The 15,000-nt window shown below is 43.8% G+C and carries 15 protein-coding genes; 3 read left to right on the forward strand and 12 right to left on the reverse strand.

Going from position 1 to position 15,000, the window contains the following annotated elements; genetic code table 11:
* Window positions 1-47: 47 nt before the first annotated feature.
* Window positions 48-659, forward strand: coding sequence for a DUF924 family protein (locus tag Q4519_RS07555; protein WP_303511310.1), 612 nt, complete (start codon window positions 48-50; stop codon window positions 657-659).
* 35 nt (window positions 660-694) lie between these two features.
* A complete protein-coding gene (locus Q4519_RS07560) occupies window positions 695-1,108 on the forward strand; it encodes a hypothetical protein (RefSeq protein WP_232801249.1) in 414 nt (137 codons plus the stop codon).
* A 69-nt stretch (window positions 1,109-1,177) separates the two neighbouring features.
* Here Q4519_RS07560 and Q4519_RS07565 read toward each other — a convergent pair whose 3' ends face one another.
* From Q4519_RS07565 to Q4519_RS07620, 12 genes are read right to left on the reverse strand one after another with little or no spacing between them, the layout of a single operon-like run.
* Window positions 1,178-2,671, reverse strand: a complete 1,494-nt coding sequence (locus Q4519_RS07565) for a nitrilase-related carbon-nitrogen hydrolase (RefSeq protein ID WP_303511311.1) — start codon at window positions 2,669-2,671, stop codon at window positions 1,178-1,180.
* Between the two features lie 14 nt (window positions 2,672-2,685).
* Window positions 2,686-3,408, reverse strand: a complete 723-nt coding sequence (locus Q4519_RS07570) for a 4'-phosphopantetheinyl transferase superfamily protein (protein ID WP_232801247.1) — start codon at window positions 3,406-3,408, stop codon at window positions 2,686-2,688.
* 12 nt (window positions 3,409-3,420) lie between these two features.
* Window positions 3,421-4,146, reverse strand: a complete 726-nt coding sequence (locus Q4519_RS07575; RefSeq protein WP_303511313.1) for an SDR family NAD(P)-dependent oxidoreductase — start codon at window positions 4,144-4,146, stop codon at window positions 3,421-3,423.
* Window positions 4,143-4,646 (reverse strand): hypothetical protein, encoded by a 504-nt coding sequence (locus tag Q4519_RS07580; protein WP_303511314.1) that lies wholly within the window; start codon window positions 4,644-4,646, stop codon window positions 4,143-4,145. Before Q4519_RS07580 ends, Q4519_RS07575 begins: the two co-directional genes overlap by 4 nt.
* The gene (locus Q4519_RS07585; RefSeq protein WP_303511316.1) at window positions 4,630-5,562 is read right to left on the reverse strand and encodes an alpha/beta fold hydrolase; all 933 of its coding nucleotides are present in this window, start codon (window positions 5,560-5,562) and stop codon (window positions 4,630-4,632) included. The genes Q4519_RS07580 and Q4519_RS07585 overlap by 17 nt, the downstream gene beginning before the upstream one ends.
* A complete protein-coding gene (locus tag Q4519_RS07590) occupies window positions 5,559-6,698 on the reverse strand; it encodes a polyketide synthase dehydratase domain-containing protein (protein WP_303511318.1) in 1,140 nt (379 codons plus the stop codon). The genes Q4519_RS07585 and Q4519_RS07590 overlap by 4 nt, the downstream gene beginning before the upstream one ends.
* Complete coding sequence (locus tag Q4519_RS07595) at window positions 6,692-7,732, reverse strand: polyketide synthase dehydratase domain-containing protein (protein WP_303511319.1); 1,041 nt, start codon at window positions 7,730-7,732, stop codon at window positions 6,692-6,694. Before Q4519_RS07595 ends, Q4519_RS07590 begins: the two co-directional genes overlap by 7 nt.
* The gene (locus tag Q4519_RS07600; protein ID WP_232801241.1) at window positions 7,729-8,685 is read right to left on the reverse strand and encodes a hypothetical protein; all 957 of its coding nucleotides are present in this window, start codon (window positions 8,683-8,685) and stop codon (window positions 7,729-7,731) included. The genes Q4519_RS07595 and Q4519_RS07600 overlap by 4 nt, the downstream gene beginning before the upstream one ends.
* A gap of 10 nt (window positions 8,686-8,695) precedes the next feature.
* On the reverse strand, window positions 8,696-9,994 hold the full coding sequence (locus tag Q4519_RS07605) for a beta-ketoacyl synthase (protein WP_303511321.1): 1,299 nt from the start codon (window positions 9,992-9,994) through the stop codon (window positions 8,696-8,698).
* On the reverse strand, window positions 9,991-11,250 hold the full coding sequence (locus Q4519_RS07610; RefSeq protein ID WP_303511323.1) for a beta-ketoacyl synthase N-terminal-like domain-containing protein: 1,260 nt from the start codon (window positions 11,248-11,250) through the stop codon (window positions 9,991-9,993). The genes Q4519_RS07605 and Q4519_RS07610 overlap by 4 nt, the downstream gene beginning before the upstream one ends.
* Window positions 11,247-12,479: a beta-ketoacyl synthase gene (locus Q4519_RS07615; protein WP_303511325.1), complete on the reverse strand. Its 1,233-nt coding sequence runs from the start codon at window positions 12,477-12,479 to the stop codon at window positions 11,247-11,249. Before Q4519_RS07615 ends, Q4519_RS07610 begins: the two co-directional genes overlap by 4 nt.
* A gap of 14 nt (window positions 12,480-12,493) precedes the next feature.
* Window positions 12,494-12,904, reverse strand: a complete 411-nt coding sequence (locus tag Q4519_RS07620; RefSeq protein ID WP_232801237.1) for an acyl carrier protein — start codon at window positions 12,902-12,904, stop codon at window positions 12,494-12,496.
* Window positions 12,905-13,719: 815 nt separating this feature from the next.
* On the opposite strand from Q4519_RS07620, the gene Q4519_RS07625 reads away from it, so the two are divergent.
* Window positions 13,720-14,448, forward strand: a complete 729-nt coding sequence (locus Q4519_RS07625; RefSeq protein ID WP_232801236.1) for a 4'-phosphopantetheinyl transferase — start codon at window positions 13,720-13,722, stop codon at window positions 14,446-14,448.
* Window positions 14,449-15,000 lie beyond the last annotated feature (552 nt).

Genomic DNA, 15,000 nt, shown 5'->3' on the forward strand with positions numbered 1-15,000 from the left:
TACATGGCTGATTCTAAGTTCAGAATAAGCATGATAAAGGGAATAAAATGAATACTAATGAATATGAATCAGTACTGACATATTGGTTTGGTGACTTAAGGGATGGCTTATCGGACGCCCTCCATCGAAATCGCTGGTTTCAAGGTGGCGAGTCAGTTGATGCTGAAATAAAAGCAAAATTTGCTGCACTGCATCAAGGCATCGTTGCCGGCGAATATGCGCATTGGCTAAAACAAGACCGAGGCATATTAGCGACAGTGATCGTACTTGATCAGTTTAGTCGGAATTTGTTTCGTGGCAGCAAAGCAGCATTTGCCTATGACGGGCAAGGGTTAGTGCTGGCAAAAGAGGCAGTGGCGCGCGGGATTGATTTGCGCTTGCCGTTGGATTATCGGCTTTTCTTATATTTACCTTACGAACATTCGGAAAACATGCAAGATCAAGAGCAGTGCCTGGCCCTGATGCAAGGTATGCTTGAAGATGCCCACTCCCTTGAAGCGCAGCAGTTGGTGCAACAGTACCTGCAATTTGCAGAGCACCATTATGATATTATTCGTAAGTTTGGCCGTTATCCACATCGAAATGCGGTGTTAGGAAGACCTTCGAGGCAAATTGAGGTACGCTATTTGGCCAATGAGCCAACTCGTTTTGGCCAGTAGACCTTTTTTCTCATTAATTAACAAGGAAGTTAACGTTGAAACATTTTTCTAAAATTATTAAATCTATTTTTATTAGTGGCTTATTTTTTACCGGTATTGCTCATGCCACTGATTCTGGGCTTGATGAATTCTATGCCCAACCACCTAATCAAGCCGCTTACAAAAGAGCAGTAGAGGCAGGCGCACTAGTTAAAGCACGGCAGTTTTTTGTCAATACTTGTAAAGACGCTAAGGCAAAAGGGGTCGAAAAAACACTCGACTGTCGCTGTGTGGAAGAGCAAGTTGCCAACATATCCGATGAAGTATTTTTTTATGAAACCATTCAATCATACCAAGAGTTTCAAGCGCGAGCGCAATTACAAGGTGATGCTGAAAAGCTTAAAGCGCTGAAAGTCGAGCAAAGTAAACGTGAAAGTCTGACTAAGCAATTAGGCAAAGCCTGCGGTTAGTGGGGCTATTTTTCACGTTGGGTAGACAAATATGTTTACCCAAGTGTTTACCATGGCCTTTATCTCTCATTAATCCTTACCCTTTAACTTAAATCTCCGCCTTGTGTCGATGATAATAGCTAATGTGAGTAAGCACATTAGCCAGGCGAGGATGTCACCGTTACGACTGTAAAAGGTTGACTCGGGGTGAATGCTACTTGTTCCTTGGATCACTTCCCGTTGGTTAAACTGGCTGCGCGCAGTCACTTGGCCGTAAGGATTGATCACCATGCTTACTCCACTGGTGGTACCCAAGCCATAGGTCACGCGATTTTCAATCGCGCGAAAGATGCTGTCAGTAGCGTGCAGCAAGGGCAGCTGCTTATTGCCTTTAAAATCATCATCAACGGGCATTAAGATAATATCAGCGCCGTGCTGTTTTAAGGCGCGAGAAATCCACAATCGATGGCGATCAAAGCATACGCCAAGGCCGACATTGCCAAATGGCGTTGTCACTACTTTCATGTCTTGCGCTTTACCGGGAGTGAAACCGAATTGTTTTTCTCGGAATGTAATTGCGATTTTTGGCGCTCTTAATACCTCATTACCTTCAGGGTCAAACATCACCGCGGTATCGTATTGATTTTCCCCTTCTCGCCACACCAAATCAGCCACAAGATAACTGTTTTGTTGGCGTGCTAAGGCTTGTAATTGTGAAACAATCACTGGGTTGTCAATGGTGGCCATTTCATTTTCAGGCCAGACAATAAAATTAGCAGGTTGTGGTAATGTCTTGGTCAGTGCGGCATTAACATCAAAAATAGCTTGAGACATGACTTGGGTATCGGCCCAATAGCCTTCACCATCCATGGGTTTGAGCGCTAAATTTTGGATACTGGGGTCTTGATTGGTTAAGTCTACCGTCGCGGCAATATTAACTGTAGCGGGCACGTTTGCGGGAATTTTCTGCTGGCCCCAGTATGCCAAACCAGCAATCAATATTAGGCAAGCTATTGCGGGTTTATGTATGGCTTTGCGCTGCCAAATAGTCAGTATCAGTTGCGTGATGGCGGTATTACTGAGCACAACTAAAAAGCTCACGCCGACAAATCCGGTAAACGACAATATTTGTAACAAATCGGTTTGTTGCCATTGGCTTTTGGCAATCAATACAAACCAAATATCTTCCAAATAAGGTAACACATAACGCAAAAACTCAACGCTACACCAAGCAAGGGGGAGGGCAAATAGGCTCAATGCCGGCCGACAATGGCGACTGAGTACGATCCCCCAATGGATAACACGGGCAAAGAAGAAGCCCACCCCGATCATTAAAAGACTGCCAATGATGGTGCCGAATAAATCTTGAAACCAGCCATGAGCGAGCCAAGACCAGATAATAGTCGTTGGCAGCAGTAAGCGAAAAGGCTTCACATCCGCTCGGACATGGATCAGTACCAGCACAGGCACCAAAGCAAACCAAGCTAGATAGCCTACGTTATGTCCTGGCATCGACAGGCCAATCAATAAACCCGAAGTCGCGGCAATTAAGATGCTAAAAGTGCGAGAGAAAGCAGGAGTCATTTATACGGTCTTCCTTAATGTTGAATCGGCCAGTGAATTAAATTAACGTGTTTAACTTCTTGCTGTGCAGTCAGCGCAATACTCAGTTTTTGCGGTGATAACTGCGCCAAGTCATGCTTGGCTAGTGGTATTAAGTAACTGTATAAATTACCTGCGTCAAAAACATGAGATGCAAGCTCCCTAATACCTTTTATCCATCCTACGCCGCTGGCTTTTAACCAAGATTCCATTAAGGCCCACCTATCATAAAAATATTCAGGATCGTTTTGTCGATGTAGCTCGTCAGAGGTTAAGCATATTTCAGAAAGTCGCCTCACTTTAGCGGCACTAAAGTGATGCTGGCAAATGTCCAACCCCAGCGGATTAGCATTACTAACGGCGATCATCATGATCTCAGCGCAATGTGACAGGTTAAATTCAATCGCACTATTTTTAACCGATGGTTTACCAACTGGACCCCATTCAAATTCAAGCTCTTGGCCTGCAAGGTGCCGCTTTAACACTTGATTAAGCATGACTCGTTGCTTAATAAATTGCAGACGGGTGGCATTGGTTTTTTCCCTTACTTTTAGCCACTGATCTTGAGTTAAAGCCACTCTGGCTAACTGTTGTTGGGTTGTATTGTCGTTATCGGTATTATTATCAATAATCGCATAGTAAAGGTTAATAACGCCTGGCGAAAGGGGAGGCGATGCATTGGCATTAAGATGGTTGCAGTTGATCACAGATTGAAGCATATCGATTACTCCTTAGGCGGTTTGTGTTGTTTGGGTATAACCACCATCAATAATCAAATTTTCTCCCGAGTGGATCATTGGGTGGGTCGCTAAGCAATATGCGGCATGGGCGATCTCCTCCGGCTGGCAAAAACGGCGTAAGGGGATCCGATTAAACGCGTTTTTTTCCTGATACCAAGGTGCGTTAACGATCATGTCGGTTGCTACGGGCCCCGGTGAAATTGCAAAACTGTTTATTTGTGGGTATTGCTGTGCAAGCCAATGAGTCCATGCAATCAACATGCTTTTAGAGACGCTATAAGCACTTTGCCCTGCACGTGGACGAACCCCAGAAATACTGGCCATATTGATTACGCAACCCTGTTTCGATTTTAGTAAGTGCGGTTTGGCCAACTCAAACAATGCGCAACTGGCCTCATAATTGGTAGCCATGCAACGTTGCCAATCTGTTAATGGCGTTTGCACCAATAAGTTATCGGCTAAGCATCCGGCATTGTTGATTAATACATCAAGGGAGGGGCATTGCTGCATGTATTGTTCGCGCGCGAGCTTATCGGTGATATCAAATATCGCCAGCTCTGCTTTGCCGCCTTGCTGCTTTATCGTTTGTAGCAGCGCATCACTGTGCTGATTTTGCTGACGTACGTTAATTAAAACGTGGTAGCCGTGTTTAGCAAAATAATTCGCCATGGCACTGCCGATGCCTTTCGCAGCACCGGTAATTAATACCGTTTTCATAATAACTCCTCTCGTTTCTCTAATTGCGATAATGGGGCTTCTGGCAGTGAAAAGGCTTGCGCGGTGCAGTAATGAGCAAACTGCCAATGTAGCAGGCATTGCCGCTGCTGATCTGACAAAGCGTAACGTTGGTGAATAAAATTAATGCTCACCCCTTTACGTGCCAACTCTAATGCAGCAATTTGGCATAACGCTTGAGCACCCGCTCTAATTATCGACTCACCGCTGCGCTGCCAAACCACCCAAACCTGTTTGTTGTTACCACGCATTAATGGTCGATACAGGCCTTGTAATAAAACAAATAATTGCTCTAGCAAAGCGGGTTCTCCTTGGCTGGCATCAACCAATACATGTAATGAAGTCAGTCCATCTTGCGCGCATAATTGATTCAATGGTTCAATGGGCAAAGGCGCTTCAGTTAAATTAATATCGAGTTGAGCCATGAGACTGGCTCCTTGATAACTGCGAAGCTGAATCGGAATATTAGAGGATGGCTGCATGGGTCGCTCCTATTAGTGTTTGTTCAAGTGGCGAGTGTTCTGGAATAAATTGTTCGATGTGTCGATTCACAGCTACGGCGGCTTCAAGATTGGCAACATGGGATTGCAGCTCAAGATCGATCTGGGTAATGTTTGCGCTTTGCTGGCAAAAAACAGTAGTAATGCTAGGTGGAAATAACGGATCGCCACTGCACGTTATCAGCAACATCGGAATGCTGAGCACAGCCTGCTCATTAGGTTGCGCAGGCGTAGATTGGCGAGTGTTCCCATCACAATTTTGGCGGCGATGACAAGCGTGCAAAAATGCCGTTAAGCCTTGGCTGTCTTGGTTGTAGTTGGCGTAACTTTGTAATACGTAATCACTCATACTATCGAGTTTAAGCAGATATTCATCACTGAAAAACCAAGGGTAAACTTGGCTAAAAAGGGTCGGGAGAGGAATATCTAGGTTGAGCAACTGCTGCACATTTTTCATCATCCATTGGCCCTTGATACTGATCCGGTCAGCGCTGTTTATTAACACTATTTTTTCTAGATGAGGAGTATGGAGATTAGGCTGCGCCGTTTGCGCTGGCCACTGTTTGGCCATTTCAAGGGCGAGCATGCCACCGAGGGAATAACCTACTAAGATCACCCGCTCAAGGGATAGGTATTGGAGCAGCTCTGTGATGGCATTAGCAATATCACTAAAAGTAAAATCTTGTTGCTGGCTACTGAGTTGATTACCGCCACAGCCAGGATAATCGAGGAACAATTGCTTGTAGTTTTGAAAACCTTGATAACGTTGCTGCTTGATCCAAGATGCTTCGCCATGAAAGAGCCCATTTAGAAAGACTAAGGTTATCTTCGATGCCTGGTTACCTTTTAAATTATATTGCAGCGGTAAATGGGGCGACTGGGTGGCATTAAATTTCATTGCTGTTCCCCTGTTGTACTTGTCTCTTCTACATGAGCTGCCACTAAGATGTTTTCAAGCCAGCGCTCAAACAAGCTAAGATCAAACGCGCCCCCTTGATGGCTTTGTGCGATAGCTTGTTTTACATCGAAAACGATTCGGTTGTGTTGATCAAAAACGGTCACTTTGGCTTCGGTTTTACCCACGTCTTGTTGCACTAATTCGATCAAGGCGCGACAAGGCTGATCCATTGGATGCGCGCGATACAGGTTAAGTTGACCAATAAATACCGGTAATCTGGGCAGCCCATCTTGCAAAATCGCGAGAAAACACAGCAGCTGCAAGCAGGAATCTAAGCCTAAAGGTGATAAGACAAAGTGGCCATTACCGCTATTTAACCAAGTAGCTTCTTTGTTTTGGCAATCATAAGAAGCGAGGATCTGATTTCGTTCCTCATTGATATACAGTTCACCAGTAATACTTTGCATTTTTTCACCGTGGCTAGTGAGCACTTTGCTATATATTTGTTGTTCGGTGGTTTGATAGTGATGAACTAAGCCATTCAGCAGTGGCACTTTATTGGTGGCGCGCACGCTGGGATCAAAACCAATCGTGACACTGGCATGGCATTTAAGGCCAAGATATTTCCCTTGCTTGTTAAATCGGGGGCTATGCAAGCTAAGCTGAATTTCATGGCCATGGGGACCAATAAAACGCTTGTTAACATGAATTTGAAGATCGACTGCAGATGAGCCTTGAGGCAATATTAAGACGCGATCAAGCTTCAGTTGACTCACCTGTAGTGGGTACCATTGCTGGTGACCATGGCTTTTTTGCTGTAACCATGACGCGGCTTCAACAAAGTATTCTAAGACAGCCGTAGCAGGCATGATGTCGCCCATCGGAAAGCGGTGATGGCGTAAGTAAGGCGAATGTTGTTCATTAATACGGCAATGGAACTGACATAAGCCGTGTTTATCCCAATGCACCACTGCCCCTTCAAGTAGTGGCAGGCTAACTTGGCTAATGGTTTCTTGACTTGGCTGGCCGGGTGTATTTGGCCATTTGTATTTAATGCCACGGGATTGCTGATTCAAGCCTTGTTTTGCGCCATCTAGCCATCTATTTAAGCGCTGTTTGTTTTTTATACTTAACATAAAACCTCCACATCAGGTTTGCTTTGTTGATCTGTTAATAAAAATCGGTGGTAGTCACGCTCAAATTGACAAGCAAGGCGGCGCTCATTAGGCGCACGGTGTAAAGTAATGGAGTCAAAGTAAGCAATGAGCTGACCTTGCTGATCTTTTACCCACGCACGCAAAACCTGAGTCTGGTCATCGAGCGAGACCAAATTCAACATGCATTGATAGAGATGATTGAATTGAAACGGTTGAAAAAACTGCACCTGACTCATCGCAACCGGCAATTTGCTGAAAAAATCTTCATGCTGTTTGCTCTCAACTTGGATGCAGCTCAGTACACACGCCTGCAGTACGCTATCTATTGCCAAGGGTGAACAAACAAAAGGTAGATCATCAATGTGACTGTAGCGCTGCTCTTTATCTTCAATATTAAATTCAGATACCAGCCATTGTTGGTCCGTAGATAACGTACACTTACCAGTCAAGCTTTGAAAAAGATCGCCGTGGCTGGGGTTGATCAACTTATAGTAGTTAGCTTGGCCAAAATCGAACGATTGATAAAGCGCCTTACTCATACTGTTCAATTGAGATAAATAAGGTCGTTCTGTTGTTGTCGGTATGGCCGTTGAAATCTGAATAACACTTTGTGCAACCAACACATTATGCCGTAACAACTTACCATTGGCATGATATAGATGGCGCCGCAGTGATACCTTATAACCCCCCCCCTTAACGTGTGTCGCGCTAATAAACAGTCGGATCTGCTCATTACTTGCTAAGGCAAGTGGCCGTTTAATATTAAATGACTCGATGGTGATCTTCGGATAACGTATTTGTACAGGGTTTACTTGTGGCGTAAGTTGCGCAAACTGCATTGCGGCTTGAACACACAGCTCCGCTGAAATTGCTGCGGGAACTAAGCATTGACCAGAGAAAATATGATGTTGCAAAAACACTTGTTGCTGTGGGTCAATCAGCCATTCAAAACTTAACTGCTCTGAACTTTGCTGAAGGTGTTGCGCAAAGTGTACAAAGAACCATTGCTTCATGCGGCGCTCCTTGCAGTGACTTTTGGTAGTAACTGATAGCCAGTTAATAGCGCTATCGGATGGAGGTTATCTTGTCTCATTAGCAAAATATCGACGTGGTGTGGTTTATTGGATGGCGTGATTTGGCTGATGAGTTTACCCTGATTGTTATCTTTATTTTGCCAACCGGGAAGGTAGGTTATTTGGTCTATACTGGCTGGGATCGCGACTTGGCCTTGTAAATAACCATAAAAAGGCAAATGTTGGATAGCTGACATGCAGGCCAAAACAGGGCTGACAAAGCAGGGGTCTGATTCGCTACTAAAGCAATATTGGGCACTGTTGCTAATATCAGAATAAGCCCAGAGGCAGTGTTTTTGCTGCTGCCAATAATAACGAAATTCTAAGGTACAAAATAAAATACCGAGTTTACCTGGCGATAGATCTTTATAGTCGTCAATTACTTGTCTAGGTATTAGGTAGGCATTGGTTATTTCTTCTGTGGTCGGTGTTGTTACATTGCGTGGTTCATCTGCAGCGCTTTTTGAATTCAAGCCTGGTAGCAGTAACTCTGCGCTTAATACCGTTAAGGCTGGCCTAACACATTGCCCTTGCTCATTTAACTTGTCATAACAAATAGTCAACACTAAACCATTTTCCATGGGCCGCCAATGTACCTGAAGGTGTTGCTTAGTTTGACCAATCAGATAAGCCAATCGCGGTGCGGTGATATTTTGCCAACACAAGCTTTGCTGCTTGGCTGAGGCTTGCGTCAACTCCTCCCCAAATGATGTACGAGATAATACGCCTAGACCCATTTCTAGTAAGAACACACTGGGGATCACGACTTGATTATTTAATTTATGAGAATAAAGGTATCGATGTTGGCTTAAATCAAGCCAGACATCCGCAACAATCTCTTTTGCTGATTCGCTGATATTGAGCTTTGATAATGCGACTAAAGTACTTTTCATCAGGCTTTCCTTATTGCGCCACAAATCGGGAATAGATCACGCTGGCGTTTTGTCCGCCGAAGCCAAAGTTGTTAGACAGAACATGGTTCAGTGTTAACTGACGAGCTCCTTCAGCAACATAGTCAAGATCAAGCTCAGGATCGTGCTGCTGATAATTACGGGTACCATGTATCGTCTGATCGCGTAGCGCATTGATGCAAGCCGCGGCCTCTAGCGCACCTGCGGCCATAATGCCATGACCGATCATCGATTTAGTGGAGGAAATAGGCAGCTGGTAGGCATGTTCACCAAACACGGCTTTAATGGCATTGGTCTCGGTTTTATCATTCATTGTGGTTGAGGTGCCATGGGCGTTAATGTAACCAATTTGCTCTGGCGCTAACTGCGCAGTAGCTAATGCGCCGCGTAAGGTGCGCTGAGCGCCCATGCCGGAAGGGTCGGGGTCAGTGGCGCGATAGCCATCTGAATAAGAAGCATAACCTGTGACTTCACACAGGATATTGGCGCCGCGTGCGTGGGCATGTTCAAGAGATTCCATAATTAACACGCCGCAGCCGCTACCCATGACAAAGCCACTGCGCCTAGCATCAAAAGGTCGACACGCAGTATCAGGGTTGTCATGAGTGCTTAACGCGCCAATGCGGGTAAAGCCAACCATTGAATTCATATCAAAATCGTAGGCGCCACCGGCTAACGCGCAGTCTAAGCGGCCATGACGAATTTTTTCAAATGCTTCACCGATACTATTGTTACCGGAAGCACACGCAGTGCCAATACTTAGGGCAGGGCCTGTTAGTTGGTAATAACGGGCGATAAAGTGATTAATGCTGTCGCGTTCATCGCAGCGATAGCGATGTTTTAACTCGTTATCATTTTGCAATGCCTGCCAGTATTGCAAGGGCGAAAGGCTGGCAATGTTTTCATTAGTGAGACTTTGTTTAATAGAAGGCAAAAATTGCGCCATTAAGCTGGTAGGCGAAAAAGGCCGATCGGCTATCATGGTCGCCACTTTTGCCAAATTAAGGGTTGTAAAATCGAGTTTTGCTTGTTCGACCGCTTCATGTACTGCCAGAAAGAACGACTTGATCGATGGATCTAACGTTCGCATCGCAGCCAGCTTAGGAATGGCCTGTATTTCTTTTTCTAAGTTTGGAATAGCGGCGCCAATGGCAACAATGTCACCTTGTAATGGCAAGTGCGATATCTGGGTAATGCCATTTTTACCGGCCAACAAGGCTTGCCAAAGTCGCTCGGTACCTGTGCCAAAGGCACTGACTGCGCCCATGCCTGTAATAACTACTCTTTTCATATTAGCTCCTGCTTGAGATGGTGTGCTGTGGTACGCAAAATTAGACTGACTTGGTTACCAAGATGGTCAATGTGATGGCAAAAGAGGGTGGTAATACCGGCATCTAATTGACATTTTTGTTGGTAATTAAGTTGTCCGATAAGCGGTTTCTTGGCTTGATTTAACACCGGTGCTAAGTACTGATGTTGCAGCTGCAAGCAAGCATAAAAGAGGTTAGTAGCCGCGGCTGCACCTAATGCAAAGCCAGAGTAATCAGTGGCGCAAAGCACCTGAACGGTTGCGCTAAATACCTGCTGCGTTGCCTTCGCTTCACTTTGGTCAAGGGCAGGGATCCCGGCCATAGTTAATTGAATAGCGCTGATCTCTTGGGGTGATAGTTCCGCTTTATCGAGTGTACGTAAAAAGTGGGCTCTGACTTTTTGTTCAAGCTCCGCTTCAGAAAGAGTGAGAATGTGCGGAATATAGCTATTTTCATAAGCAACCAGTTCAATGCTATTTGATACTTGGCGCGATTGAGCAAGGGCAAGGGGCTCAACAATAAAACTCACACCCGCTTCACTGATGGTCAAGCCCGCTTTTGATGGCGTCTGTTTGGCAAGCACGCCAAGTTGATCGAGCGCAAAGAGCTGCTCAATAGTCGGATCCATTTCTGATGCACCAGTAACAAAGCGACGGGCCCTGCCGTCTTGTATGCATTCTAAGGCTTCACCCACTGAGATCATGCCGCCAGCGGGGCCATTTACCACGCTGTAGCTGAGTCCCCGCAGGCCATATTGAATCGAGATCTGACCGCCGGTGGTGTTGGGCAAACGCGGTAAGATCCACAGTGGTGGAAATTCGCGATAGTGGCGATCGCCAAATGCCTGGTAATCAATGGCATCTGAGTTATCGAGTGCATTAAGGTAAGGCTGAGCAGCATTGAGCACACCTTGACTATAAAAAGCGCCGTAGATAACGCCGTTAAGTTGGTCTTGTTCCGCGAGTTCACTGGTACTGAGCTGTGCTTGGTTTAAAGCTAAAGTAGCACTGGCAATCCCCAGTAAACCTTGACGGGTGAGCATTCGGCAAGACTTTTTATCTGGGATCCATTGTTTTATATTGGACTCAGAAACATCGCCTTGTAAAAACGGTAGTTCGTGCTTGGCCCGTAAACAGGACTCACCTTGCTGGTGGGCGGCAAGGTGCTCATTGATATCTGCGCCTAACGGGGTTAATGCGCCGATGCCAGAAATAACAATCCGGTCAATCTCACTCATTTTTCTATCCTCTTAAAAACTAAACTGGTGTTGGTCCCACCAATGGCACTGGAGTTGGATAAACTAAAATTCAATTTGCAGGAAATAGCTTGCTCTCCCACTAATGTCAGTGGGGGAGTGTCTTTTGATTGGGTAAATGGGCGATTGGGGTGGAGCATTTGCTGTTGTAAACTTTTAATACAAACTATTGCCTCTAATGCCCCACTGGCGGCGAGGCTATGGCCAAGAAATCCCTTGCTGGAATTCACCCATGGTGTTAATGAACCAAATATTTGTTGTATCGCAAGGGTTTCGGCGTAGTCATTTTGCTGCGTTGCTGTGCCATGGGCATTGATATAGCCGATATCTCTAACATTGATACTCGCGTCTTGTAGTGCTAATGCCATGGCGCGGGCCTTGCCTTGAGGGCAAGGCTCCGTTAGGCGATAGGCATCTTGACTGCAGCCAAAGCCAAGCACTTGTGCTAATGGTTTTGCACCACGTTGGGATGCATGTTGAGCACTTTCTAATATCAACACGCCAGCGCCTTCTCCTAACACAAATCCATCCCTGTGTTGATCAAAAGGTCGCATACCTTGCTCAAGGTCTGCTCCTTTACTGAGCATATTCAAGCGTGAGAATCCGGACAAGAAGGCCGGTGAGATACGACTATCAGCACCGCCGACTAAGGCTATGTCTAATAAGCCTGCACGGATCATCTGCATACCTTGGCCTATAGCCTGACTAGCACTGGTGCAAGCGTTTACTATGGTGGTTGCAAACCCAGTTAGCCCTAGCACTCGAGATAAATGGGCCAAGTGTATGTTGGGGTAAGTTTGCAATAGCCAGTTAGGGTTACGTTGCGCTGGTAGTAATTTGGTTTGCTCCTCACACAAATTGACGCCTGCACCTATAATGGTGCCGACTTTGAGATTATTAGCTATATCGTCGTAGGACAGCTTCGCTTGATCTAGGGCATTGAGAGCACTGTGGCAGAGCATCTTGGATACCGTTGACATTTGGCGTAGCTGCTTTTGAGTCAGGGGCCACTTATCCATGTGGCCAGATAAAAATTCCAATTGTTGACATTTTGCTAACAGATGTACTTGTTCGCAGGCCAGAGGATCATGCTGTACTAATGGCTTAATGCCAGTGTATCCAGCAATTAAGGATTGCCACATTTGTTCACTGTTATTACCTAGAGCACTGGCGCAACCTAGGCCTGTTACCACAACATCTGTTGGATACATCTTAACCCCTTTCTTTATGCTAGCTCTGCAGTTTGCTGGGTAGCAGAAACCGCTTTGGTATTCTGTTTATATTCAATAAAGTCAACGAGAACACTGACTCTAAAGAATATACTGGCTTGTTTTTTATCATAAAACTCGCTCAAGCAAGCACTCGATAGATGTGGGCATTGGCTGTTTAACTTACTCCGTACTTCATCACTGACTTCACCCGAGCTATTAAGAAATTGCCCTTGCTGTAAGAACGCAGGGAAGATGTCGCCAGGCGCAATCGTTAGGTCATACTCTTGCTCTAATGCATAAATAATGTCGACGAAATCGATTGATTCCGCAGCTAAGTCATCGACTAAGTTCGCCTCTAAGGTTATTTCTTGTTGCTCTACGCCGAGCACCTCTTCCAGCATCTTGGTGATATTTTGCAAAATCATGGTCTCTCCTTTTGATTAAATGTTCTGCGTTAAAAAACATAACAGTAAATAAAACCCTTTTAAAACAATAATTTAAATTATTTTTTTCGTGGGCGTATAGATCCTCCTCTCTTCATTTTGAAAAGATTTTTCATTTTATAATTGGTAGTCACTTTGACTATAAAGACGGTTTAATCGGTTTTAGATAATAGGCGTACTTCCTTTTTGTAGTGATAAGTGCTAATAAAAGGTTTTATTCCGGTGAGGTGTATAAAAGTTATTTAAATCAAACTGTTAACAAGATGTGACAGGTGTACATGACTGTATTTAAAAGAATTCTTGATTGATGTGTTAGCAGCGGCAAAATATAAATAGTTGTAGGAAAAGAATGGTATTTTGTGAACTACGTTATTTGATTGTTAGATTTGGGCAATATAGGCTTGTATTTTTAGACTTATATGTGGTTAAAGTTAGGTTCGCGCTGTTAACGCGTTTGAAGATAAGCGATGGCATGTAGACTAAACATGTTCGTTAAGCTCAACATAACGTCATTCCTAGTCCTTTGTGGATATGATTTTAGCAATTAGATATGTCAACTGAGTGAGGGGGAACCTAGGCAAACCCATAAATGTTTTTTGAACGTTTAGTGGTGTTTTCTTAGGCGAATATCTGTCGGTAGTTAAGCCATCAACAGCCTTAGAAGTATGATTCTACGGCGTTTCGTATAATAAAATGTTACTTGTTGAAGGTTATGCTCAAATATTTTACGTTCATGCTTTTGCTCTAAGGAGATGTTTTTTGAAATTTTTATTTAGTATATCTGAAGGGGCAGAGCCTTGAGCTATCATCCTACATTGCCCGTAACAATCAATGATTTCATCCATCGTATAGAGACGCTTGAATTACCCACTTTTTCAAACCTGATGATAGTGAAATGTCATTTTGACATTGCACGATATCAGCTGAATATGTTTGAGATGCTGGGGGTGGATTGTCCTGCTGAAATTGCAAATTCTGTCTATAAACGTCAAGCTGAGTTTTTAGCCGGTCGGTTTTGTTCCCAGCAAGCTCTACAGTTACTCTCTACTGAGAGAGTAACTATCAATATAGGTGAAAATCGTGCGCCAATCTGGCCAGATAGGATCATTGGCTCAATTGCCCATAGCAAGCAAATTGCGTTGGCTGCGGTAGCGGAGGTTTCTTCCTACCAATACATTGGTATTGACTGTGAAGGTGTTATAGACAAAGCGTTAGCAAGTTCCATTGCATCAACTATCGTCACTAACAATGAACTCAATTTACTGACATCTTCTGGTGTTGAGTTATTAGCGACTGCCGTTACGATCGCTTTTTCATCTAAAGAAGCCATGTTTAAAGCGTTATATCCTAAAGTCGGCTATTACTTTGACTTTTCTGTCGCGGAAATAATTAAAATAGACTTATTAGAAAACCTGCTCTTCATTCAATTAATCGAGACATTATCTCGTGATTATAAGAAAGGTGACATTTTTAAATGTTATTTTTACTTTGATGAACAACATATTATTTCTCTGATGGCCCAATAACCCTAAACGCCATTTCCTATTTCTTGTCCTTTTCCTCTAAACTTTTTTTGAGCTGCAAGTCATATCTAAATTGCCATTTAATCAACTAAAAATGCATGATGTTATTTTTATCGAATAAAGCGATATGCAACTACATTAATTGTTACTTTCACAGCATGTTCAGCATATAAAAAACCTTATTAATGTTTGTTAGTGACCTTTATGTTACTAGTCTTTTCTGGCGTTAAATCCCAATTAAAAGTATTTAAGTGGTTTATCATTCCATTATTATTAATTTATATAGCTAATAAATTCAAAGAAATAGAGGGTGGCCTTGTGTTAATAATTAGTTAATCAAATGTTTAAAAAGGTGTATTGAATGATTAAAAAGTGTCGTTTAGTATGTTGTCAGTTGATTCTGTTGTGATTGTGAATTGGTTGTTATGAGCTTTTTAATTTATTTTTTATTGCTTTATTTGGGTTGCTTTAGTTCGGCAACATATTTCCTATCTAACAAAAAATCTTACCTTTATCTAAGTACGTAGTTTCATTCTTTAGAAATACATGCTTACT

It is taken from the genome of Motilimonas sp. 1_MG-2023, assembly GCF_030547455.1.
Taxonomy (GTDB): Bacteria; Pseudomonadota; Gammaproteobacteria; order Enterobacterales; family CBDFNC01; genus Motilimonas.

Excerpts from the sequence above, each read along its gene's own strand:
- Q4519_RS07555 (WP_303511310.1), top strand. The coding sequence starts at position 48 with ATGAATACTAATGAATATGAATCAGTACTGACATATTGGTTTGGTGAC.
- Q4519_RS07565 (WP_303511311.1), bottom strand. The coding sequence starts at position 2,671 with ATGACTCCTGCTTTCTCTCGCACTTTTAGCATCTTAATTGCCGCGACT.
- Q4519_RS07570 (WP_232801247.1), bottom strand. The coding sequence starts at position 3,408 with ATGCTTCAATCTGTGATCAACTGCAACCATCTTAATGCCAATGCATCG.
- Q4519_RS07575 (WP_303511313.1), bottom strand. The coding sequence starts at position 4,146 with ATGAAAACGGTATTAATTACCGGTGCTGCGAAAGGCATCGGCAGTGCC.
- Q4519_RS07580 (WP_303511314.1), bottom strand. The coding sequence starts at position 4,646 with ATGCAGCCATCCTCTAATATTCCGATTCAGCTTCGCAGTTATCAAGGA.
- Q4519_RS07585 (WP_303511316.1), bottom strand. The coding sequence starts at position 5,562 with ATGAAATTTAATGCCACCCAGTCGCCCCATTTACCGCTGCAATATAAT.
- Q4519_RS07590 (WP_303511318.1), bottom strand. The coding sequence starts at position 6,698 with ATGTTAAGTATAAAAAACAAACAGCGCTTAAATAGATGGCTAGATGGC.
- Q4519_RS07595 (WP_303511319.1), bottom strand. The coding sequence starts at position 7,732 with ATGAAGCAATGGTTCTTTGTACACTTTGCGCAACACCTTCAGCAAAGT.
- Q4519_RS07600 (WP_232801241.1), bottom strand. The coding sequence starts at position 8,685 with ATGAAAAGTACTTTAGTCGCATTATCAAAGCTCAATATCAGCGAATCA.
- Q4519_RS07605 (WP_303511321.1), bottom strand. The coding sequence starts at position 9,994 with ATGAAAAGAGTAGTTATTACAGGCATGGGCGCAGTCAGTGCCTTTGGC.
- Q4519_RS07610 (WP_303511323.1), bottom strand. The coding sequence starts at position 11,250 with ATGAGTGAGATTGACCGGATTGTTATTTCTGGCATCGGCGCATTAACC.
- Q4519_RS07615 (WP_303511325.1), bottom strand. The coding sequence starts at position 12,479 with ATGTATCCAACAGATGTTGTGGTAACAGGCCTAGGTTGCGCCAGTGCT.
- Q4519_RS07620 (WP_232801237.1), bottom strand. The coding sequence starts at position 12,904 with ATGATTTTGCAAAATATCACCAAGATGCTGGAAGAGGTGCTCGGCGTA.